This is a genomic window from Clostridium sp. BSD9I1, assembly GCF_900185645.1.
Classification (GTDB): domain Bacteria; phylum Bacillota; class Clostridia; order Clostridiales; family Clostridiaceae; genus Clostridium_AK.
The window spans coordinates 16,368-38,641 of the sequence record NZ_FYAM01000002.1; the positions used below are offsets into that span (position 1 = coordinate 16,368).

The window sequence follows — 22,274 nt, forward strand, 5'->3', positions numbered from 1 at the left end:
TTGAGGATAGCAATTTATGCTATCCTCAACTTTTTTTACTTAAATATGTCTCCACTTATAATTAATTTTTGAATTTCATTTGTTCCTTCATATATTTGAGTTATCTTTGCGTCTCTCATCATTCTTTCAACATGATACTCTCTCATAAAACCATTTCCGCCCATCATTTGAACAGCTTCAACAGTTACATGCATAGCTGCATCGGTGCATGCAAGTTTTGCCTTTGCAGCTGAAACTGAATAAGGTTTTCCTTCATACTTATCTATTGCTGCTTTATAAAGTAAATATTTTGCTTGTTCTATTTCTAAAGCTAAGTCAGCCATCTTAAAAGCTAATGCTTGATTTTTGCATATTGGTTTTCCAAATTGAACTCTTTGTTTCATATATTCTTTTGCCATATCAAAAGCACCTTCAGCTATTCCAAGTCCCTGCGCAGCTACTCCAATTCTTCCTCCGTCAAGAGTTTTCATAGCAACCTTAAATCCTTGTCCTTCTGCTCCACCAAGTAGATTTTCCACTGGAACTTTTACATTGTCAAATATAAGCTCTGCAACTTGTGCTGCTCTTATTCCGCACTTATTTTCAAGTTTTCCTATTGTAAATCCTTCATATCCCTTTTCTAATATAAATGCTGACAGTCCCTTTACGCCCTTAGTTCTATCAGTCATAGCATATACTACAAAAACATCTGCTAAAGGAGCATTTGTTATGAAGCATTTTGAGCCATTTAATATATAATAATCTCCTTCTCTCACTGCAGTTGTAATAGCATTTGCAGCATCTGAACCTGCATTAGGTTCAGTAAGTCCAAAGGAGCCTAATTTTTTACCTGAAAGCAAATCTGGAAGATATTTTTTCTTTTGCTCTTCACTGCCACCATTCATTATTGAGCCGCAACATAAAGATGTAGTAACAGAATAACTAATACCTAATGATCCATCTATCTTAGAAATTTCTTCAACAGCTAGTGCATAGGATAAATAATCTCCGCCAACTCCACCATATTCTTCTGCATAAGGTAGTCCCAAGAATCCCATCTGCCCTATCTTTTTATAAGCTTCTAATGGAAATCTACTATTTTCATCATTTTCTATTACCTGTGGTAATAATTCTTTCTGCGCAAAATCTCTAGCCGTCTTTTGAATCATTAATTGATTTTCATTTAGTTCAAAATTCATACACATATCCCCCTAGTTTTCTATAATTTAAAAATTAGTTGTGTTAATATATATGTCATTTAATTGTTAATAATTACTATTTTATACCAAAATATGTAAACTGTCTATATGAACTTATTGATAAAATTTTTTTAACTAATAAACAAATTATCCATAAAACTCAATGCCATTCAGTGTCATTGCCTAGACAACCTTAAGAAAATAAGAGTATACTTATATATGAATTAGGAGGATATCATGTTATTAAAGAATAGATTTAAAGACATTTCTAACAACGCTTTATTATATTTATGCAGTATAACATTTTTTTATATTTCTTCAGGAGCTTTTAATATGCTCCAAGGAATATATATAAAAGAATTAAATTATGGGGAAAGTTATCTCGGCACCTTGCTGAGTTTAAAAATACTAGCTACAGCAGTATGTTCAATTCCATGTGCTGTATTTGTAAATAAGCTGGGTAAGAAATATGCCTTGCTTTTTGCCTTTATTTTTGTACCTTTAATGAATATTTTCCAGGTATATTTTAACACTAAAGGCCTTATGCTTATGTTTGCAATTATACAAGGTGGATTCACTGCTTTATTACTGGTTTCAGAAGGCCCCTTTCTTATGGAGAATAGTATAGAAAGAAGCAGATTGAAATTATTTAGCATCTCTTTTGTTACAAATGTATTTTCTAATATGATAGGTTATCTTGCCTTTGGAGAAGTGTCTCATAAATTAGAGCTTAAAATTAGTTCTATAGAAGCTTTAAAATCCTCCATAATTATTTCAGGAATAATCGGATTTATAGCTTGTTTGTTTATAATAAGAATAAAAACTTCACTTAATACTACTAAAGGTGCTAATGACTCAGATATAAAAACTAAGGAAAGCTTAATTAAAACTTATTTATATATATTAAAGCAAAAACATCCCTCTCAATATGTTTTATACAATTTTATAATAGGTTTTGGTGCTGGTCTCGTAGTGCCTTACTTTAATGTTTACTTAAAATATAAGATAAATATCTCTACTGAAACTATAGGATTTATAATGGCTTTGGCTCAAGGTGCTATGGGAATAGGAGGACTTATCACTCCAATTATGGCTAAAAAATATGGAAAAATAAACACTATAATCATCTGCCAAACTCTTTCAGTACCCTTTCTGATGCTTATAGCCTTACCGCCTTCAGTAGTAATTGTATCCACAGCATTATTTATGAGAAATGCACTTATGAATATGGCAGGCCCTATCATCTCTAATCTAGCCATGGAAATGGTTGATAGCAATCATGGACCTATGTTTTCTAGTATAATAAATATTTCTGGAAACCTAAGCAGGGCTTTAAGTGCTATGATATCAGGATTTATAATGAATCACCTAGTTAATGGTTATGAAATCCCCTATTTTATAACTGCCATTGTTTATATAGGAGGAACAATTTATTTTTATAAATGTTTTAAAAATGTAGATAAACAAAATAAAGGTGTTATTAGGGAAATTTAATTCATTAGTCTTCAGCTCTTGTTCATAGCATTTAAGTGAAATTATTTGATAATACTATGTAAAGATAATAAATTGTGAAAGAAGGTATTTTGTTGGAAAAACTTACTTATGAAGATATAAAAAACAATGCAGAAATACAATCATACATACAATGGGCAGATCGCCTTTTAGAGGTCTTAGGAATAACAAAACATGACACAGGTCATGTTACAAAAGTTGCAGATACAGCTTCTAAGATACTAGCAGAATTAGATTATGATAAACGAACAATAGAACTTGCTAAAATTGCAGGATATATTCATGATATAGGCAATATGATAAACAGAGAAGAACACGCTCAAACAGGAGCTGTTTTATGTTTTAATATTTTAACAAGACTTAATATGCCTCCTGATGAGATTGCACTAGTAGTATCTGCCGTTGGAAATCATGATGAAGGTACTGGCTGTGCTGTTAACCCCATATCTGCTGCATTAATTTTAGCTGATAAATGTGATGTGCGCCGAAGCAGAGTTAGAAATATAGATTTTGCAACCTTTGATATACATGACAGAGTAAACTACGCAGTAGAACATTCTGAAGTTTGTGTTAATAAAGAAAATGGTTCCATACTATTAGATTTAAAAATTGATACTACCATTGTTTCATTAATGGATTATTTTGAGATATTCTTAACTAGAATGACTATGTGTAGAAAAGCAGCAAATTTTTTAAATTTAAAATTTGAGCTTGTAATGAATGGAACAAAAATAATCTAAACAAGAGACTGTTTCCAAATAATCGAAATGATTATTTAGAAACAGTCTCTTTATTAAAGTTTAGTTGCTGTAACTTTCTACTATTTAGCAGAGGCTTCTACTTGCAGATACTTATCATAGTCTTCTTTCCAATCAGCATATTTCTCATCATTTCTATGATCTTCTAAATCATAATTTTCTTTTAAAAACCTTCCAAAGTGAGTTGAAACCTTATTAGAGCCCCAAATATTCATATGTCCTTCGTTATACATATCATCTTTAAAGTCAAATCCTATTTCGTCAAATAAGTTATTATAATTTATAAATGGAATATTATTTTCTTTTGCAATTTCCGCTACTTTATTAAACATCTGGGCAGGTTCTTTATGCCAAGTGTCCATATTAGCTGTACTGGTATAATCGTGTGGTGCATTTGTAAATATTAACTTAAAACCTTCTGTTTTGGATAGTTCTATAATTTTATATAAATATTCTTGTGTTTTAGGAGGAAGCTCTGAAGTTTTTGTTTCTTTAATATCTGACAAAGTGTCTTTCCCATATATCTCACGACCAGCACCAAAACCTTTTTGATAATAGGTAGTTGAAGTATTATATTTAAAATCCTGCTCCTCTAACTCTTTCCATCTATCATGGTATTTGATAATTGGGAACAAATAGCTTAACCACTGTTCTTTTGGCGTACTGTTTATAACAGCTTCTACCTTATTTATTGAAAATTTCATATTGTCTAAAACATATCTGATGTACCCCTCTTGACCAAATTGATACGTTAGGCCTAAATAATACAAATCTACTACCACAATTGGATTTTTATGTTTTTTTAAAACTTCTTTAAGCAAATAATATGTGACATCTATAGGCTGTCCTCCAGTTCCATAATTGAAGCTAGTTATTCCATACTCATTCCATAGTACATTAGGATTAATGGACGAATCCATATGACTTGAGCCCATTAAAACCACATCGTATGTATCCCTATCTTCGTATACTCCTTGAAATATTTTACTACGATGACTTACTTTTAACACAAAGATAGAGTTAAGTATAGAAATAATCATGGTTAATATTATTACAAAAATAAATCCTTTTAAAACTATCTTTTTAGCCATGGGTATTCCTCCTAAAATTGAAAATAAATAAACTGCTGCTTACTATATCCTGGTCCATATACGCCAAGTATTAAAATAAATATAATAGCCGTAAAATATACTGCCCATCTAAATCCTATATTTTGTTTTGAAAGATCTATACGAACACTTTCAGTTGCTTGAATGTAATTTATAATTAAAACTATAATTATACCTAGCACTGCTACTTTAAAATCTTTTGAATCCAATCCTAAATTATAAATATCTCCTGAATAAAATATCCATGGATTGAAATAAACCATATTCTTAATTAACATTTTTGCTCCAGTAAAGGAATTGGCTCTAAAAAATATCCATGCAAAATCAACTAATATAAAATTTATTAATACTTGAAGAAACTTAAAACTAAATATATCAGTTTTTATTTTAAGAGTATCTATGATTTTTTCTTTAACTGGTTTTAAAATATTTCCTATAATTTGATAAATGCCATGTAATCCTCCCCAAATTAAAAAATTCATAGATGCTCCATGCCATAGTCCACTAACTAAAAATACAATCATTATATTAGCATAATTTCTAAGCTTACTACACCTATTTCCTCCAAGGGGTATATAGAGATAATCTTTAAACCAGCTGCTGAGACTTATGTGCCAACGCTTCCAAAACTCCTTTATTGATCTTGAAAAATAGGGTTGTTTAAAGTTTACAGTTAACTTAAATCCCATAATTTCTGCAGCACCTCTTGCTATATCCGAATAAGATGAAAAATCACAGTATATTTGAAATGCATAAAATATAGTAGCTATAATTATTTCTAATCCTCTATATTCACTAGGATTATTGTATACAGTATTAACTAATATAGCTAATCTATCTGCAATAACTATCTTCTGAAAGAAGCCCCATAGCATTAAAACCAAGCCATTCCTTACTCTATAGTAATCAAATGAATGCTTTTCATCAAATTGATGTAATAAGTTTTTTGATTTTTCTATAGGTCCTGCAAGCACCTGGGGAAAAAATGATACAAACAAGGCATATTTAACCATACTTTTTTCTGCCTTAACATCTTTTCTATAAATATCTATGATATAACTAAGAGCTTGAAATGTATAAAAAGATATTCCTACTGGCAACAAGTAATCAAATGATGGAATTACAACTGTAATATTAAATAAAGAAAGTACCCTCTTTATACTTGATATAAAAAAGTTGTAATACTTAAATAAAAATAAAATACCTAAATTACTTATAAGACTCATTAAAACCCAAAACTTTTTTAACTTAATTGATTTGTCTCCATTGCTTATTGCATTTGCGTTTTCTATTAATAGTCCACTAAAATATGTTATTATAGTGGTCGTTCCGATTAAAATTGCATATTTAGGATTCCAACTCATATAGAAATAATAACTACTTATAAGCATCCACACTTTACGAAATTTAAATGGCATTAAAAAATATATAAGAACTACACTAGGGAAAAATACCAAAAAATGAATTGAATTAAATAGCAAAACTATTTTACCTCCTCTAACTATTTATCAGATTTCTTTTTAACTCTATACTTATTTTTATGCGATTATCCAATATAGTTAACTTACCTAAATGCTTGGTAACATCGTAATGTATTTTACTCTTCTATTGTTACAGGCTTGTTACAACTTTGTATTATTTTACTTATCATTCATATCTAGATATTTTTCTGCATAATTATACTAAAACCTACTATTCCAAATGAATCTATGTAATGCACTGTAAAGTTGTGGTAAAATACAATTAAGAATTAAACAAAGGAGTGCTTTACATGAATTATAACCAAGAACAAATTAAATATTACTTAAATAACATTTTAACTACCCCAAGCCCTAGTGGATATACAAAAAAAGTATTAGATTATATAAAAAAAGAACTAGATATTATAGGCGTATCTTATGAGCTTACTAATAAAGGATGCATTTTGGTTACATTACCTGGCAAAGATAAACAAAATGGAAGAGTACTATCTGCTCATATAGATACTTTAGGCGCTATGGTTAAAGGTATAAAATCTAATGGAACTTTGTCCCTTGCTGCTATTGGAGGTTATATGATGAACTCCATCGAAGGTGAAAATTGTATAATAGAAACTTTAGATGGCAAAGAATTTACTGGAACGATTCAAAGTATTAAGCCTTCTGTACATATAAGTGGCGATGAAGCTAGAGAACTTAAAAGAACTTCAGAAAACATGGAAATTGTATTAGATGAGAAAGTGTTTTGTAGAGAAGATACCTTAAAACTCGGAATTGAGGTTGGTGACTTTGTATCCTTTGACTCAAGAACTGTTTTTACTCCAAGCGGTTTTATAAAAAGTAGACACCTAGATGATAAGGCAAGTGCTGCAATACTTTTATATGCTATAAAATACTTGGTAGAAAACAAGATAGAACTTCCTTATGCCACAAGTTTTTTCATAACAAACTACGAAGAAGTTGGTCATGGCGCTGCTGCTGCAATTCCTCATAATACTAAAGAATTTATAGCTGTAGACATGGGTGCACCAGGACTTGATCAAAACTCCTCTGAGTATGCAGTATGTGTTTGTGCTAAAGATTCTTCTGGCCCATATGATTTAGAAACTCGTAAAAAACTTATAGATTTATGTAAAAAAAATGATATTCCTTATAAAATAGACATTTATCCTTACTATGGCTCAGATGCTTCCTCTGCCCTTCGTGCTGGATGGGATATTAAAACAGGACTTATTGGAACAGGAGTATTTGCATCCCATGGATATGAGAGAACTCATATGGATGGAATTTTAGCCACTTTAGACTTAGTAATTAATTATTGCAAAGAAGATTGATTGCTCTATACCTTGATGAAATTTATATAAAAGCACATAACTCTATATTATAAATATATTAGTCATTAATATCAGAAAGCTCCCATAATTTTCAGGGAGCTTTTCATCTTAATTTAATAAATGTGTAAACTTTTCTAAGTTGTTAGCAGTAAAAACTAAAATATCCCCTAACTTTATAATGGACGATCCATTGGGGATAATTATTTCATCCTTTCTTTTTATCATAACAATCAATATTTCATTAGGTATCTTTGATTCTGAGATAGTTTTATTTATTAAGGGGTTGCCTTCTTTTACAGCATACTCTACTAACTGTGTGTGTATTTCATCTTGATAGTCATTGAAGGTTTTAAATACTGAAGCTTCATCTTCTACTAAATCCAGCCCTTTTGCCATTGTTGGAATCATTGTTCCTTGAACGACAACTGAAAGTAAAGCTATAATGAACACAGTATTAAATATTTCATTTGCTATAGGAAGATTATTGGTAAGCGCATAAGTTGCAAACACAATAGACGCCGCTCCTCTAAGTCCGACCCAAGATACTAATGCTTGCTGCTTTATCGGAGTTTTAAAAAAGCTTAGTATACTCATAACTGCAATAGGTCTTGCTACTAAGAGCAAAAATACAGCCACAAGCATTCCGGACACTAAAGCTGATGGTAATTGGGATGGAAAAACCAATAATCCCAAGGTAAAGAATAAAACGATTTGCATAAGCCATGATACCGCATCAAAGAAATGCACCAAATTTCTCTTATTTGGAATTTTGCTATTCCCCATAATAATTCCAGTTATATAAACTGCCAAAAATCCATTTCCACCAAGCCATTCAGTTACTGAATATCCAAGTATAGCTATGGATATGGAAAAAATCGGGTATAATCCATCTATTTCAAAGTTAATATTCTTTAAAATAAATACAGAAATTATGGCAATAATAAAGCCAATGGCTAAGCCGAAAATAATTTGACGTGATAGCAAACTAATTATTGATTGCTGCTGATTATTTGTTATCAAAGATACCATAATAACAGTCAACATATAAGACATAGGGTCATTACTTCCGCTCTCCATTTCAAGCATGGAAGCTAACCCACCTTTTAAATTTAATTTTTTTGATCTTAAAATAGAAAACACTGAAGCTGCATCTGTAGAAGAAATCACTGATCCTAGAAGCATTCCTTCCAGTAAAGTGACCTTTAAAATAAAATGAGCAAATAAACCAACTAAAAACGCTGTCGTTACAACTCCCAGTGTTGCTAAAAGTATTGCTTGAGAAGCTACAGATTTTGCCGTCTTCCAGTTAACACCAAATCCTCCATAAAACATAATAAAGACAAGCCCTATATTACATATTTGTTGTGCCAACATTGAATTATCAAAATATATTCCACCTATCCCTTCTGAACCTAAAAGCATTCCTAAAGTTAAGAAAATCATTAGGGTAGGTATTCCAAATCGATATAATAATTTGCTAGAAAGTACACAAATAAGCAATATTATCCCTGATAATAACATTATTTGAACCATAAAATCATCCTCTCATAAAAACATTTATTGTAAATAAATGATATAATTTATTATAATCTATTATTACATTATAATTATACACTAATTATGTATAAATTAATTTACATAGTAAATATATTTACTAAACATTCATATTTTCTTCAAAATTCCATAAAAAACACCTCCTAAAGATTAGGAGGTGCCTCAATGGTCATTACTATTTTTTCCAAAACTCTGGTAGAAAAAGCAATAATATAGGATAAATTTCAAGTCTACCTATAATCATGCACATAGATAATACTATTTTACTTAGATCAGAAAAACTTTCAAAACTTCCCATAGGGCCAACCATTTCAAACCCTGGGCCAACATTTCCTATAGATGTTGCAACAGCTGATATAGTTGTCATTGTATCAACTCCTTCTAAGGAAACAATCAAAATTGCTCCAAGAAATATGGCCATATATACAAAGAAAAATGATGTTATACCCTTAAGAGTTTCTTCATCTACAGACTTACCCCCAAATTTCACAGTATACACTGCTTTGGGATGAATTATCTTTAATAGCTCTCTTCGTATAATTTTAAAAAGTAGTAAAAATCTAATATTCTTCATTCCTCCTGCTGTTGATCCAGCACATCCACCAAAAAACATTAAGCCTAATAAAATCATTTTGCTAAAAAGCGGCCATAGATTAAAGTCCGTGGTAGCATACCCTGTAGTTGTAATAATAGAAGCTACCTGAAAGAAGGAATACCTTAAAGATTCTCCAATGGTTTTAAAAACATTTCCATGAATATTTAGTGTTATTAGTACAATAGAAGTTAAAATCAAACTAATATAAAATTTAAATTCTTCGTCTTTAAAAATCCCTTTAATATTTCCTTTTAGTGCCTGATAGTATAAAGAAAAGTTTGCACCACATACAAGCATAAAAAATGTAATTATAATCTCTATCCATACATTGTTATATGCTCCGATACTCAAAGACTTATTAGAAAACCCTCCAGTTCCCACCGTTCCAAAAGTATGTATAAGCGAATCATACCATGTCATTCCAGCTATCTTAAGTGATACACATAAAATAATAGTCACCACTATATATATGCCATATAAAATCTTTGCAGTTTGTCCAATCTTAGGTACTAGTTTACCTGGATTGGGCCCTGGACTTTCAGCTTTCATAATTTGAAGAGTGCCCGCTCCTGCAGAAGGAAGTATTGCTAGCGTCATAACAAGCACCCCCATGCCTCCAACCCAATGAGTAAAACTTCTCCAAAATAAAATTCCATGAGGCAATGCTTCAATATTAGTGATTATGGTTGCACCAGTAGTTGTAAATCCAGAACTTGACTCAAAAAAACTATCAACAATGGAGGGTATTGCTCCACTAATTACAAAAGGGAGCGCCCCGAAAAATGAAGTAAGCAGCCATCCAATTGCTACAATTGCAAAGCCATCTCTTGTATAAATATTTTTATTCTTAGGCTGATTAATTAGGCCTAGTACACCTAGTGATAACAAAATTTCAATTGTAATAGCAAATGCCTTGGCATCATATCCCCCATGTATCATTGCTACCAAAAGCGATGGAATCATTACAATTCCTTCACAGGTTAATAATATTGCCAAGCTTCTTAATACCATTCCAAAATTCACTATTTATACCTCCATTTAAGCTATTAATCAAGTCATGTAAATCATTTATATTTTTATCTTTAGCTATAACAATAACACGGTCTCCATGTTGTATGCTATCATTGCCATTAGGTATGATAATTTTGTCCTTTCTAACTATTGTTGCAATAATAACATCTTGCTTAAACTTTATTTGCTTTAATGGAGTGTTTAAAAGCTTGTTTTCTTTATTTGCTATAAACTCAAGTATTTCAACTTTTCCTTGAACTATTCTATATAAAGATTCTATATTATTTCCTCTTACATATTTCAAAATTTGATTTGTAATAATCTCTTTAGGACTTATTATATTATCAATTCCAAGACTACTTACAATATTGTTATATCTTGTTCTACTTACCTTTGTAATAACCTTTTTAACTCCATTTTGCTTGGCCATTAAAGAAGATAAAAGGTTCTCTTCATCCATTCCTGTAGCTGCAATAAATCCATCTATATCCTTTATATTTTCAGATAACAAAAATTCTTCATCTGTGCCATCTGCATTTATAACAAGCACCTTGGGTAGAAGTTCTGAAAGTTCTATACATCTTTCTTTATTGATTTCAATAATCTTCACGTTCATGCCCATGTCGCATAGATTATTTGAAAGATAATAAGCAATTCTTCCTCCACCAAGTATCATAATATTTTTTAATCTCTGTGGTAAAATCCCGGCTATTTTGCAGAAATTATAAATACTAGAGGATTTTCCTATTACATGAATTTTATCATCTTCATTAATTATAAATTTTCCATTTGGAACAATTATTTTATCCCCTCTTACTACAACTCCAACTAATACAGAAAGATTAGCTTTCCCTACAACCTTTTCTAGACTTTTACCTACAATAGGCATGTCCTTTGTAATCTTAAGTTGAACAAGCTTTACTCTCCCCTTAGCGAAATGCTCCACATTTATTGCTGGAGAAAAATTAATCATTTGTGCAATTTCGTCTGCTGCAGCAAGCTCTGGATTAATAATCATTTCAAGTTCTAATTCTTCCTTTAATAAGGAAAGCTCTCTTGCATATTCAGGATCCCTAATTCTTGCTACAGTATGAGCTGCCTTTAACTTCTTTGCAGTAAGACAACAAACCATGTTTACTTCGTCACTATTTGTAACTGCAATTAGTAAATCTGCTGCGCTCACCCCTGCTTCTAGAAGTGTACTAGTACTGACTCCACTTCCTTTAATGCACATAACATCTAAGTTTTCTTCTGCTTTTCTTAAGATTTCAGGATTTTTATCAATAATTGTTACATCATGCCCTTCTTTTTCTAGGTTATCTGCCAAATTATAACCTACCTTACCTGCTCCAATAATTATAATTTTCATCATAGCCTCCAAAGTTTTTCTGTACATTAAATGCTTAGTTAAAATATGTACTTTTTGTTAATTGCTCATAATTAATATCATTATAAGACTTTGTACGTTTTACTTCAACATCCTAATATCTAAATCACCTATAGTTTTCTTAAGAAATAGCTGTTTCTTTCTCTTTATTATCACTTCTCTTATTTGAGGTACTTAAAATATATGTATTTGTGGAAATAAATATGCTTTTAGATAAGTTCCTAATTAACAATATATAAAAAAGGGCTATCTCACAATTTATATCTTTACATTGTGAGATAGCCCTTTTTAATCACGCACATCAAATTCATTGTAAATCTAATTTTCTGCAATACTATTAGAGTTACTATCATAGGTTTTAATGAATTCACTTGTCTTTAGAAGTTTGTGTTTCCTTTCGAACTTGTTTTATATACCTATACCTCTATAGCTTCTTCTTCGTTTTCCTGCATAACTTCCTGGGTGGTTTCATTATATTCAGCTGTTTCAATATCTTGTATATTATTAATATCGTCTTGTAATTTACTTTCCTCTAGTAAAATACTTTCTTCAGCAGCATCATTACAATCATCAACTTTAGTCAACAGCATTAAGCATTTTGAAGTCTTTTCATTGATTGCACCAATACCTAATAAAGCAAATGCTATACCTCCATATACCGCAACTGATTCGCATACTCCAGGTAATAATTGCGATGGAATTATCTGACTAGTAACTAAGGCATAGTCATACCCTTGGGCTACATATTGATTAACAGTATTTCTAAACAGAATAATGTTATTAACTAATAATGTAACTCCAGCTATAGCTACAATTAAAGCAATAATATACAGAGTAATTGTAACAGTAGATTTTTTTGATTTTTTAGACACCTTTTCATCTTTAACTTTCATAATAGTTTATCTCCATTTCTGCCATAAAGGCCTGTACTATAAATATAATTTTATTATTTTTACATGTGCTTTATCCATTAATTAATATTACTGAGTTATTGTTACAATTGAGTATCAATATTATCAACATTTTATAAAGAGACATCTTACTTTGATTTTATATACCTAAGCTTCTAACCTTACTATTACAGAATGATTTCTATTTCCATATATTTATTAACAATTGAACTATCATAATATATTTACCCTATGTTATAATGCAAAAGAAATATATTCTTTCATAATAAGACAATATTTTTAAGAGGTGAAATGATGGGTCTAAAGAAGATGCAGCAAGGATGGTCTATTAGGGTAAAAATAATAGGTATATTTTTAATTTTACAACTAATTACATTGTCAATTTTAACAAGTATATCAATTAGCACATTTGTACAAAAGCAAAAAAAACAGTTGGCAAATGATGGTCTAGACTTAGTAAGCCAAGTTACTAGGGAGCTGGAAATTAATAATTCTGCATTACATACTATAGAATATCAGTTTGAAGATAAGGTTATCAGTATTGCTAAAATAATTTCTGAGACTGAAAACATAACTAATGAATCCCTTATTGAAATTTCAACAAAAGCTGATGTTTCAGAAATAAATATAGCCAGCAAAGATAGAAAAATACTATATTCTAATTTAAAAGCTAATATTGGGTGGGTTTATCCCACAAATCATTCCACATACCCAGTTTTTACAGGAAAAAGCTCTGAGTTAATTGAAGAAATACGACAAAGTGAAGTAGATAAAAAATATTATAAATATGCAGCATTACCCCTTAAAAATGGTGGAATAGTTCAAGTAGGAATTATAGCTGATAAAATTAAGAACGTTGAAGCTGATTTTGACAAACAAAAGTTAGTTGAATCTTTAGCCAAAAGCGAAAATATCGTATATGCTCTTATAATAGATAAAAACTTAAAAGCTGTAGCCCATAGTAATCTTGATAGTATTGGAAAGCAGCTCTCAGATACTGGCAGCAAATCTGCAGCTTTAGACGAAAAAGTGTATACAGGTAGTTATTTTTATGATACGGAAAATGTTGAAGTCATGGATGTACTAATACCTTTATACGATAATGGAAAACATATAGGTGCTGTAAATATAGGTATATCTATGAAAAATCTAAAAGCAGGTATTACCGATATGATGAAGAAATCAATACTTATGGCTATTATTTCCTTTATCGTGATGGGAATATTAATCACTCTAGTTATTAATGCCATAATAAAGCCTTTAAATCTTTTAAAAGAATCTGCCGAGGAAGTTTCTGATGGGGATTTAACTAAAGAAATACCTATTAAAAGTAAAGATGAAATTGGACTGCTTACTAATGCTTTTAATAAAATGACAAAATCATTAAAAGATATAATTAGAGCAACTACTATAAGTGCTAATGGTTTAAATGATTCAAGCCAGCATCTTTCAGCCACAACACACCAAGTACTCGCTCAAGCTGAAAATGTACATGTCACAGCTAAGAAAATAGCTACTGGTATGGAAGAAAGTAGTGCTTCCGTTGAAAATATAGATTCTTCTATTAATGAAGTAACCTCTGCTACTAGGGCGCTTGCTAAAAAAGCTGAGGATGGTAATATAATATCAAAAGAAATAGAATCTAGGGCTAGAAACTTAAAAGATAACGCCAAAGAATCACGCAAAGCAACTAACACTATGTATTTACAAAGACAAGATGCCATCTTAAAAGCTGTAGAAAAAAGTAGTGTTGTACAAGAAATCGTACAAATATCTAAAGTTATTTCTGATATAGCCGCAAAAATAAACCTTTTATCTCTAAATGCCGCTATAGAAGCTGCAAGGGCTGGCGAGCAAGGTAAGGGCTTTGCTGTGGTAGCTGCAGAAGTAGGTAAACTAGCTGAACAATCAACTAGAACTGTTTCTGGAATAGCTCCAATTATTAAAGATGTGCAAGCTTCAGTAACAGACTTATCGGAAAATGCAAAAGGTATATTAACCTTTATAGATGAGGAAGTATCTTTAAATAATGAACTATTAGAAAAAACCGGAGAACAGTATATGAAGGATTCAGAAATTATAAATAATCTAGTACAGGATTTTGCAGCAAGTACAGAAGAAATATTATCTTCAATGGAAGAGATAACTACTGCTATAGAAATTATGTCTAGTTCCATAGAACAATCCAATATAGGTTCTCAAGATATAGCATCAAGTATTTTAGAGATTTCCACTGCAATACAGGAGGTTTCAAAAATAACTCAAAATCAAGCAAAATCAGCACATGAACTTAATAATCTGGTTGAAAAATTTAAAATTTAATATACAAAATAAACTGTATAAAAACAAAAAATCACCAGAATTTCACACTGGTGATTTTTTATTATTTAGTATCTGTATTTTAAATTTTATACATAGTATTCTATATCAAATTGATTTTTCATTTTAAACTCTATAAATACTTTATCTCTTATTTTTAAAAATTCTTCACTAGTTCTATCTCTTTTCCTTCCCATAGGTACATTGATTATACTTTTTATCTTTCCAGGCCCTGGCGTCATAATAACAATTCTATCTGCAAGAAATACTGCTTCTTCAATATCATGAGTAACAAATATTATTGTTTTTTTCTTTTCATCCCATATATTGGATATTTCATCTTGCATATTCATTCTTGTCATTGCATCTAATGCTCCAAAGGGCTCATCCATAAATATTATTTCTGGATCTACTGCTAAAGCCCTCGCAATGGCTACTCTTTGCTGCATACCTCCTGAAAGCTGGCTTGGATGATGTTTACTAAACTTTGAAAGTCCTACCAGCTCTATATATTCATCAGCAATTTTGCTTCTTTCTTCCTTGCTGATTTTTTTAGCTTCAAGCCCAAGTTCCACATTTTTCTTAACACTTCTCCAAGGTAATAATCCATAGTTCTGAAATATTGTTACATAATTGGGCGATGGTTCTTTTACTTCATTACCATTAATAAATATCTCTCCAGCAGATGGCTTATCAAAACCAGCAATTAAATTTAATAGTGTAGACTTTCCACATCCACTAGGACCTAAGAGACATATAAATTCTCCCTTTTCAATAGTCAAATTTACATTATCAAGAGACTTGAATTCAGATTTTTTATCATTATTATTTTTATAGATTTTTGATACATTATTTATTTTTATAAACATTATATTACCTCCCAGGCTCTGAAGAAATCCCCCAGGTTTTTCCTACCCATTTTTCAAAAAGTGTTATTAATTTATCTAATAATAAGCCTAAAACTCCTATCATTATTATTGCTAAAAGCAGCAAATCTGTTCTCAGTGAGTTTCTTGCATCCATAATTAGATACCCTAATCCAGATTGTGCACCCACCATTTCTCCTGATACAAGAAATATCCAAGCTGAACCAAGCGCAAGATGAAGTCCTGTAACTATATTAGGAAAGGCAGCTGGCAATATAATTTTAGTTAGTACAAATGGCTGCTTAATTCCAAAATTTCTAGCAACTTTTAAATAAGTTTTGTCTGTCTTTTTTACTGCAGACACAGTAGAAAGTAACACCGGGAAAAATGCTGCAATAAATATAATAGCTATTGCTGGAATATCCCCAATTCCAAGCCATAATACGATAAATGGAAACCAAGCTACTGGAGATATAGGTCTCAACACCTGAACTATTGGATCAATAACATCCCAAATTTTCTGGAACCATCCTAAAATAATTCCTAGAATTATAGCTAGTATTACTGCAGCAGAGTATCCTATAAAGAATCTGAATAAACTTAGCTTAATATGGGTAAAAAAAGTACCATTTTCAATAAGCTCTTTTATTCCCTTTAAAACCATCAAAGGAGATGGAAGAAGAGATGGCTCATACTTACCAGTAAGAACCACAGCTTCCCATCCAATTAAAAGAAGTCCAAGTCCTATAACTATATTTATTAATTTTCTAAACTTAGTCATATTATCACTCTGCCTTATTAATTAATGAGTTATCAACAAAGTCGCTATATTTAGGAGGATTCTCTAATAATTTCATAGTTCTAAGGTAGCTTGTTAATTTTTCATAGTCTTTTTCATTAATTTTTAAATCTGTATATACTGTAGATTTTAAAGATAAATCTAGTACTTCTTTTTTCACGGACATATACTTTGATGCTATCTTTTGTATATTTTCATCTTTAGCCTCTGCTTTTTCTCCTGCTTTAACATATCCATTTACAACTTCCTCTGCAGCTTCTTTATTATTGTTTATAAATTCATCTCTCAATACAAAAGCACAGCAAATTGAATTTTCCCATATATCTTCTGATTTGATTAGTGTCTTACCCTTGCCATTTATTACAGATGTAGCTCCAAATGGCTCAGCAACTATATAAGCTGATATACGTCCTTCTGACAGTGCTGCCGGCATTTCTGCTGGGGCAAGTTCAATTGTCTTTACATCTGAATAACTCATACCTTCATCTTCAAGCATTTGATAAAGTAAAATATTCATAGTTGAAAATCTTTGAGGTATTGCAATAGTTTTACCTTTTAAATCAGAAATACTATTGATATCTTTTGCAACTGTAATATTAGTTCCGTCCCTATGCCCAAGAGCAACAGCTTTTAAGCCAATTCCTTGTGCTTTTGCCTTCATAGCAAACTGAACTAGTACAGATGCTCCATCCACCTTACCTGTACTTAAAGCATCCATTAATTCTGGCCAGCTGCCGTACTTTACAAGTTCAATATTAACATTTTTAAGATCTTCTTTATTAATAATTGGATCTTCATGTTCTACATACAAAGGTACAGCATGGGTTAAAGGTAAATATGCTATTTTAACTGTCTTCTTTCCATCCGTTGTTTCGGCAGTTTTATTTCCACAAGCCGTAAAGCCCAAAAGTGAACTTACTATAATTGTGCCAATAATAAATTTGTTAAATATCTTCATATTAAGATACCCTCTCTTTTCTGTAAACTTTATTTCCAGCCAAGTGCTTTTCTCTTTTCTCTTAGATCTTCTATTATTTTATCTGCCAATTTTATTGGATTTACATCTACATTCATAGTTGAACCTAATGTTTCCTTTGTTCCCTTGTACAAGAAGTTCATAACATTATCAGAGCCTTGTACTGGGGCATGAACACAGTGATATGAATTGATACCATTAAGTCTAAATCCAAGTGCTGCCCCTATTCCCTTTTCATTTGACCATTCTGGGCTCGCAAAAGCAAATGGCATGTCTTTAATTGCTTGTCCAGCTTCGTTTGCTATGGCTCCAAAGGCTCCTGATGCTCTTGCATTATCTATACATTCTCCCATATGCCATACTGGTGGAAGGTCTGGCTGTAAGAAACTTCTTAACCCTTCTCCTGTCTTTTGCAGCGCATCAGTATTACAGAAACCTAGTTTTAATAATGGAAATGATGCACAGCCATTAGTAAATACAAGAACGTTATTCTTAAGTAGCGTTTCTGCTACATCTACAGTTGCCTTTTCGTAAATTACCCTTGGATTATTACATCCTACAATGTTAACAATACCTAAGATTTCCCCACTCTTTAGCGCTTCAACAATTGGTTTCATTCCTCCAAATCTGCTTTGAATGTATTCAACTGTAAAACCAACTTCGGCATCAACTTCATATGGTGGAATAAATACCGGTATTTCTCTTCTATCTGTAAAGCTTTCAATTGCTCTTGTAACTATCTTTCTAGCAATAGCACTAGTTTCATTTATATTAGAATGATCATGTTTATAAGCATAATGTTCTGCTCCTGGAAGTCTTGCAGAATCGCTTGTCGTAACAATTGTTGTCTTATGACATCTTGCAACATCCATAATTCCAGGATATACATCTTCAACATCAGCAACCCAAAGATCTAGCGCCCCTGTTCCAAGAACCAATTCTGCTCCAATGGCATTTGATAATGGAATTACCCCATCATATCTATACATTGCTGAAAGACCAGAACAACATATTCCATAAAATTGTATTCCTTTGGCTCCATGTTCTTTAGCTAATTTAATAAACTCTTCACTTTGTCCTACCTTTACTATTTCACTTACAAGAACAGGTAAATGTCCATGAACTGCTATGTTTACATATCCTTTTTTTAATGATCCAACATTAACTTTTGAAGTTCTTCTGCCACCTGTCCCAAATAGGCTATCTGTTGCAATAGAGGAACCAACTACACCTGAAAATACAAAAGCAAGTCCACATCTTAAGAATTGCTGCATTACATTTTTCCAATCTCCATCAGTTCCTGTACCAGTTCTATGAAGTGCCTCAAAAACTTCATGGTAAGCACTTATAGGTAGTATGTCCATGTCCTTCCATACTTTCTTTCTTTCAGGAGATGCGCTTACTTCTATTGTTTTAAATTTACCTGGAACAGTTCTAGATAAATCCTCTAATAAAACATCTGCAAGCTTTGATGCAAGTTCATTTATTGTCTTTCCTTCTATATCTATTCCAAATTGCTTTGCAGTTTTTATTACTTTTTCTTCTCCTAAAATAGGTATATCAAGCTTACCTTCTGCTGCATTTTTCATAGCAAGAAGTACTTCTCTTGCATGAGATCCATGTGCTGCTACCCCAGCAGCAAGTCCCCTTAATAGATTTCTAGCAACTATAAGATCTGCATCTGCTCCACATACTCCTCTTGGGCTTTTAGGAGTAATTTTACAAGGTCCCATATAACAAATACGACAGCATACTCCTGCAAGACCAAAACTACATTGTGGCTGCTGCTGATCAAATCTATCAAAAGCTGTGTCACAACCTATTTGCTCCATACGTAATAACATTTCTTTTACTGCTGGATCTGGAGTTTTCTCAAGAACATCCTGCTTTGACGCAAAAGTTTTTCTATATTCAGATACTGCCTGCAAATAATCATTAACTCCTCCATTATGCTGATGATGGCTATGTCCATGTTCATCATTATGAGAATGAGTGTGATGATATCGATAAATTTCATTAAAATTCATATTTAAAAACCTCCTATATCCCTTACAATATCCATTTTAAATTCATACTATTCCTATATGTTTATTATATATTATCATCGCTTATATACCTTGTCAATAAAATATTATCTCCTTATTTTAGAAATAAAAAAGCTTATTCAATTTCTTTAATAAGATTAGCTCCTTATTATAATTTCTCTTGCTACCTACCCGTAGTGAGCACTAAATTTCTAAAATAATCATATACTGCTAGTATCTATAAACATTTAGGAGGCATTGTAATGAAACATTCACACAGTTATGAAGGTACAACATCCTTTGATGATTGCCATGTCCATCATTATGGTGCTATTACTTCTAAGGCACCAAGTGGAGTACCTCATACTCATTGTCTGAAAGGTGAAACAACCTATCTTGATGATCATGACCATGATTATGAAACTAAAACAGGTCCAGCAATAGTACTACCTGACGGACTTCACTATCACTATTATGAAACCAGAGTAAGATGTGCAGATGGTCACATTCATTATATATGTGGTTGTACTAGCGCTGATTAACTTATAGAATTTTGTATATTGTTTATTTCTTTTAAGATAGTTGCCATCTTATATGGCAACTATTTATTGTTTTTAATTTTTTTTATAATTCTGCGGTACTAGGTTGACAAAATCATTTTGATATTATAACACGTTATCAATCTAGTATTCCAATCAAAATAATAAGATTTAGTAAATGCTGTGATAAGAAATAGTAGCATAAAGTAAGCTAACAGAGAAAAATCCTCCTAGCTGAAAGGGATTTTTAGTATAACTTGTGTGAATGCATCTTTGAGCACTGTCTTGAAATATAGTAGACGACAGCGTGTACGCCCGTTAAAGCGTTGAGGTATGTATGTACCAAAATGAGATATCATTGTATGTTTTTATTATACATATGATAATTAGAGTGGAACCGCGGAAGTTAACTCCTGCCTCTAAGTTTTTAGAGGCAGGAGTTTTTTATTTTTAAAAATTTATAAACAGGAGGGCTATTATGAATTCTTTACAATACTTTGATTCCATAGCTAAAAGCTGGAACGTTATACGAAGTGAATATTTCCAAGAAAGATGAAACGGCTTTAGAAATATACAAGTAGAAAATACAAATTTAAGCTGCAAAGGTCTCTCAAATAAGAGAATTCAGTGAAGCAGCTATCTTAGCTAAAGCAACAAAATTATAATTTGGAGGAAAAACAGATGAAATTTGAATCAATTTTAATACACGGTGGAATAGATGGAGATCAACATACAGGGGCGGTAAATGTACCAATTTATCAAACCTCAACTTACAAACAGCCTAAGTTTGGAGTAACTACAGGCTATGAATATTCAAGAACAGGCAATCCAACACGAGAAGCTCTAGAGAAGCTTGTTGCAGACCTTGAAGAGGGATATGCAGGCTTTGCTTTTGCATCAGGGATGGCTGCTATAACTGCAGTACTTTCACTATTTAAGTCAGGAGACAAGGTAGTTATTTCAAATAACATATATGGTGGAACATTTAGAGTTCTGGATAAGATATTTACAAACTTTGGCATTCACTATGCCATAATTGACACCTCAAATTTAGATGAAATAAAAAACAGTATTGATGAAACTGTAAAAGCTATTTATATAGAAACTCCAACAAATCCTCTTATGGATGTAACTGATATTGAAGCTGTGGCAAATATAGCTAAGGAAAAAAGTATATATACTATCGTTGATAACACCTTCATGACTCCTTATTTACAAAAACCAATAACTCTTGGAGCTGATATAGTTATTCACAGTGCTACAAAATATCTTGGTGGCCACAGTGATGTAATTTCAGGTATTGTTGTTGTAAATAACAAAGATTTAGCTGAAAAACTTCATTTTGTTCAAAATGCTACTGGAGGAGTTTTAGCTCCCTTTGATTCCTTCCTTTTAATTAGAGGAATTAAAACCTTGGCATTAAGAATGGATAGACATAACTCAAATGCAAAGCTTGTTGCTGAATTCTTAAAAAATAGAGAAGAAATAGAAAAGATATATTATCCCGGTTTTGAGAATCATCCCGGTTATAAAGTTCAAACAAATCAAGCCAAGGGTTATGGTGGAATGATTGCCTTTGTTCTTAAGGAAGTCTATGATTATAAGAAATTTCTTGAAAATCTTAATTTAATAACCTTCGGAGAAAGCTTAGGTGGAGTTGAATCCTTAATTTGCCACCCTGCTTCTATGACTCATGGCTCCATACCTTATGAATTAAGACAAAAGGTTGGTATTGTAGATAATTTAATAAGACTATCTGTAGGCATAGAAAATGTTGAAGATTTAATTCAAGATATCAAAAATGGATTAAAGGAGAGTATTTAATATAGTTACTATTCTTCCCGATAGAGGCGATAGGTATTTTAGCAAAAATATTTATTAATTAAAAAAGAAGCGTATGTCTATTTAAACTAGACATACGCTA

At 31.5% G+C, this 22,274-nt stretch carries 17 protein-coding genes, 1 pseudogene and 1 other annotated feature; of the genes and pseudogenes, 7 read left to right on the plus strand and 11 right to left on the minus strand.

Going from position 1 to position 22,274, the window contains the following annotated elements; genetic code table 11:
- Window positions 1-35: 35 nt before the first annotated feature.
- The gene (locus BSD9I1_RS00100; RefSeq protein ID WP_186428602.1) at window positions 36-1,178 is read right to left on the minus strand and encodes an acyl-CoA dehydrogenase family protein; all 1,143 of its coding nucleotides are present in this window, start codon (window positions 1,176-1,178) and stop codon (window positions 36-38) included.
- A gap of 237 nt (window positions 1,179-1,415) precedes the next feature.
- Here BSD9I1_RS00100 and BSD9I1_RS00105 point away from each other — a divergent pair, with 237 nt between their 5' ends.
- Entirely contained in the window at window positions 1,416-2,672 is a 1,257-nt protein-coding gene (locus tag BSD9I1_RS00105; protein ID WP_186428603.1) for an MFS transporter, read from the plus strand.
- A gap of 92 nt (window positions 2,673-2,764) precedes the next feature.
- Window positions 2,765-3,430, plus strand: coding sequence for an HD domain-containing protein (locus BSD9I1_RS00110; protein ID WP_035311840.1), 666 nt, complete (start codon window positions 2,765-2,767; stop codon window positions 3,428-3,430).
- Window positions 3,431-3,510: 80 nt separating this feature from the next.
- Here BSD9I1_RS00110 and BSD9I1_RS00115 read toward each other — a convergent pair whose 3' ends face one another.
- Window positions 3,511-4,539 carry a hypothetical protein gene (locus BSD9I1_RS00115; RefSeq protein WP_186428604.1) on the minus strand — a complete coding sequence of 343 codons (1,029 nt, stop codon included), beginning with the start codon at window positions 4,537-4,539 and terminating at the stop codon, window positions 3,511-3,513.
- An 11-nt stretch (window positions 4,540-4,550) separates the two neighbouring features.
- On the minus strand, window positions 4,551-6,038 hold the full coding sequence (locus BSD9I1_RS00120; protein ID WP_186428605.1) for an MBOAT family protein: 1,488 nt from the start codon (window positions 6,036-6,038) through the stop codon (window positions 4,551-4,553).
- A 290-nt stretch (window positions 6,039-6,328) separates the two neighbouring features.
- On the opposite strand from BSD9I1_RS00120, the gene BSD9I1_RS00125 reads away from it, so the two are divergent.
- Window positions 6,329-7,369: a M42 family metallopeptidase gene (locus tag BSD9I1_RS00125; RefSeq protein ID WP_186428606.1), complete on the plus strand. Its 1,041-nt coding sequence runs from the start codon at window positions 6,329-6,331 to the stop codon at window positions 7,367-7,369.
- 108 nt (window positions 7,370-7,477) lie between these two features.
- Here BSD9I1_RS00125 and BSD9I1_RS00130 read toward each other — a convergent pair whose 3' ends face one another.
- The 4 genes from BSD9I1_RS00130 to BSD9I1_RS00145 all read right to left on the minus strand — a co-directional run bounded on the left by BSD9I1_RS00130 (window position 7,478) and on the right by BSD9I1_RS00145 (window position 12,809).
- A complete protein-coding gene (locus BSD9I1_RS00130) occupies window positions 7,478-8,902 on the minus strand; it encodes a potassium/proton antiporter (RefSeq protein ID WP_186428607.1) in 1,425 nt (474 codons plus the stop codon).
- Between the two features lie 196 nt (window positions 8,903-9,098).
- Window positions 9,099-10,541 carry a TrkH family potassium uptake protein gene (locus BSD9I1_RS00135; RefSeq protein ID WP_186428608.1) on the minus strand — a complete coding sequence of 481 codons (1,443 nt, stop codon included), beginning with the start codon at window positions 10,539-10,541 and terminating at the stop codon, window positions 9,099-9,101.
- Window positions 10,492-11,898 (minus strand): Trk system potassium transporter TrkA, encoded by a 1,407-nt coding sequence (trkA, locus tag BSD9I1_RS00140; protein ID WP_186428609.1) that lies wholly within the window; start codon window positions 11,896-11,898, stop codon window positions 10,492-10,494. Before trkA ends, BSD9I1_RS00135 begins: the two co-directional genes overlap by 50 nt.
- A gap of 434 nt (window positions 11,899-12,332) precedes the next feature.
- Window positions 12,333-12,809, minus strand: coding sequence for a hypothetical protein (locus BSD9I1_RS00145; protein WP_186428610.1), 477 nt, complete (start codon window positions 12,807-12,809; stop codon window positions 12,333-12,335).
- A 312-nt stretch (window positions 12,810-13,121) separates the two neighbouring features.
- Between BSD9I1_RS00145 and BSD9I1_RS00150 the strand changes: the two genes are divergently transcribed.
- On the plus strand, window positions 13,122-15,149 hold the full coding sequence (locus BSD9I1_RS00150; protein WP_186428611.1) for a methyl-accepting chemotaxis protein: 2,028 nt from the start codon (window positions 13,122-13,124) through the stop codon (window positions 15,147-15,149).
- Window positions 15,150-15,235: 86 nt separating this feature from the next.
- Here BSD9I1_RS00150 and BSD9I1_RS00155 read toward each other — a convergent pair whose 3' ends face one another.
- From BSD9I1_RS00155 to cooS, 4 genes are read right to left on the minus strand one after another with little or no spacing between them, the layout of a single operon-like run.
- Window positions 15,236-16,015: an ABC transporter ATP-binding protein gene (locus BSD9I1_RS00155; protein ID WP_186428612.1), complete on the minus strand. Its 780-nt coding sequence runs from the start codon at window positions 16,013-16,015 to the stop codon at window positions 15,236-15,238.
- Window positions 16,016-16,019: 4 nt separating this feature from the next.
- Window positions 16,020-16,793, minus strand: coding sequence for an ABC transporter permease (locus tag BSD9I1_RS00160; protein ID WP_186428613.1), 774 nt, complete (start codon window positions 16,791-16,793; stop codon window positions 16,020-16,022).
- A 4-nt stretch (window positions 16,794-16,797) separates the two neighbouring features.
- Entirely contained in the window at window positions 16,798-17,769 is a 972-nt protein-coding gene (locus BSD9I1_RS00165; RefSeq protein WP_186428614.1) for an ABC transporter substrate-binding protein, read from the minus strand.
- A 29-nt stretch (window positions 17,770-17,798) separates the two neighbouring features.
- Window positions 17,799-19,814 carry an anaerobic carbon-monoxide dehydrogenase catalytic subunit gene (gene cooS / locus BSD9I1_RS00170; protein WP_186428615.1) on the minus strand — a complete coding sequence of 672 codons (2,016 nt, stop codon included), beginning with the start codon at window positions 19,812-19,814 and terminating at the stop codon, window positions 17,799-17,801.
- 260 nt (window positions 19,815-20,074) lie between these two features.
- On the opposite strand from cooS, the gene BSD9I1_RS00175 reads away from it, so the two are divergent.
- From BSD9I1_RS00175 to BSD9I1_RS00185, 3 genes and pseudogenes are all read left to right on the plus strand, one after another.
- Window positions 20,075-20,353, plus strand: coding sequence for a YmaF family protein (locus BSD9I1_RS00175; RefSeq protein WP_186428616.1), 279 nt, complete (start codon window positions 20,075-20,077; stop codon window positions 20,351-20,353).
- Between the two features lie 171 nt (window positions 20,354-20,524).
- Window positions 20,525-20,774, plus strand: a binding site (T-box leader).
- A 54-nt stretch (window positions 20,775-20,828) separates the two neighbouring features.
- Window positions 20,829-20,903 (plus strand): annotated as a pseudogene (locus BSD9I1_RS00180) (SAM-dependent methyltransferase); the annotation flags it as partial.
- A 128-nt stretch (window positions 20,904-21,031) separates the two neighbouring features.
- Complete coding sequence (locus BSD9I1_RS00185; protein ID WP_186428617.1) at window positions 21,032-22,174, plus strand: PLP-dependent aspartate aminotransferase family protein; 1,143 nt, start codon at window positions 21,032-21,034, stop codon at window positions 22,172-22,174.
- The last annotated feature ends 100 nt before the right edge of the window (window positions 22,175-22,274 follow it).

Bases quoted from the DNA above. Each gene is read 5' to 3' on its own strand.
- BSD9I1_RS00105 (WP_186428603.1), top strand. From the start codon at position 1,416: ATGTTATTAAAGAATAGATTTAAAGACATTTCTAACAACGCTTTATTA.
- BSD9I1_RS00100 (WP_186428602.1), bottom strand. From the start codon at position 1,178: ATGAATTTTGAACTAAATGAAAATCAATTAATGATTCAAAAGACGGCT.
- BSD9I1_RS00165 (WP_186428614.1), bottom strand. From the start codon at position 17,769: ATGAAGATATTTAACAAATTTATTATTGGCACAATTATAGTAAGTTCA.
- BSD9I1_RS00150 (WP_186428611.1), top strand. From the start codon at position 13,122: ATGGGTCTAAAGAAGATGCAGCAAGGATGGTCTATTAGGGTAAAAATA.
- BSD9I1_RS00175 (WP_186428616.1), top strand. From the start codon at position 20,075: ATGAAACATTCACACAGTTATGAAGGTACAACATCCTTTGATGATTGC.
- BSD9I1_RS00125 (WP_186428606.1), top strand. From the start codon at position 6,329: ATGAATTATAACCAAGAACAAATTAAATATTACTTAAATAACATTTTA.
- trkA (WP_186428609.1), bottom strand. From the start codon at position 11,898: ATGAAAATTATAATTATTGGAGCAGGTAAGGTAGGTTATAATTTGGCA.
- BSD9I1_RS00130 (WP_186428607.1), bottom strand. From the start codon at position 8,902: ATGGTTCAAATAATGTTATTATCAGGGATAATATTGCTTATTTGTGTA.
- BSD9I1_RS00160 (WP_186428613.1), bottom strand. From the start codon at position 16,793: ATGACTAAGTTTAGAAAATTAATAAATATAGTTATAGGACTTGGACTT.
- BSD9I1_RS00145 (WP_186428610.1), bottom strand. From the start codon at position 12,809: ATGAAAGTTAAAGATGAAAAGGTGTCTAAAAAATCAAAAAAATCTACT.
- BSD9I1_RS00155 (WP_186428612.1), bottom strand. From the start codon at position 16,015: ATGTTTATAAAAATAAATAATGTATCAAAAATCTATAAAAATAATAAT.
- cooS (WP_186428615.1), bottom strand. From the start codon at position 19,814: ATGAATTTTAATGAAATTTATCGATATCATCACACTCATTCTCATAAT.
- BSD9I1_RS00185 (WP_186428617.1), top strand. From the start codon at position 21,032: ATGAAATTTGAATCAATTTTAATACACGGTGGAATAGATGGAGATCAA.
- BSD9I1_RS00115 (WP_186428604.1), bottom strand. From the start codon at position 4,539: ATGGCTAAAAAGATAGTTTTAAAAGGATTTATTTTTGTAATAATATTA.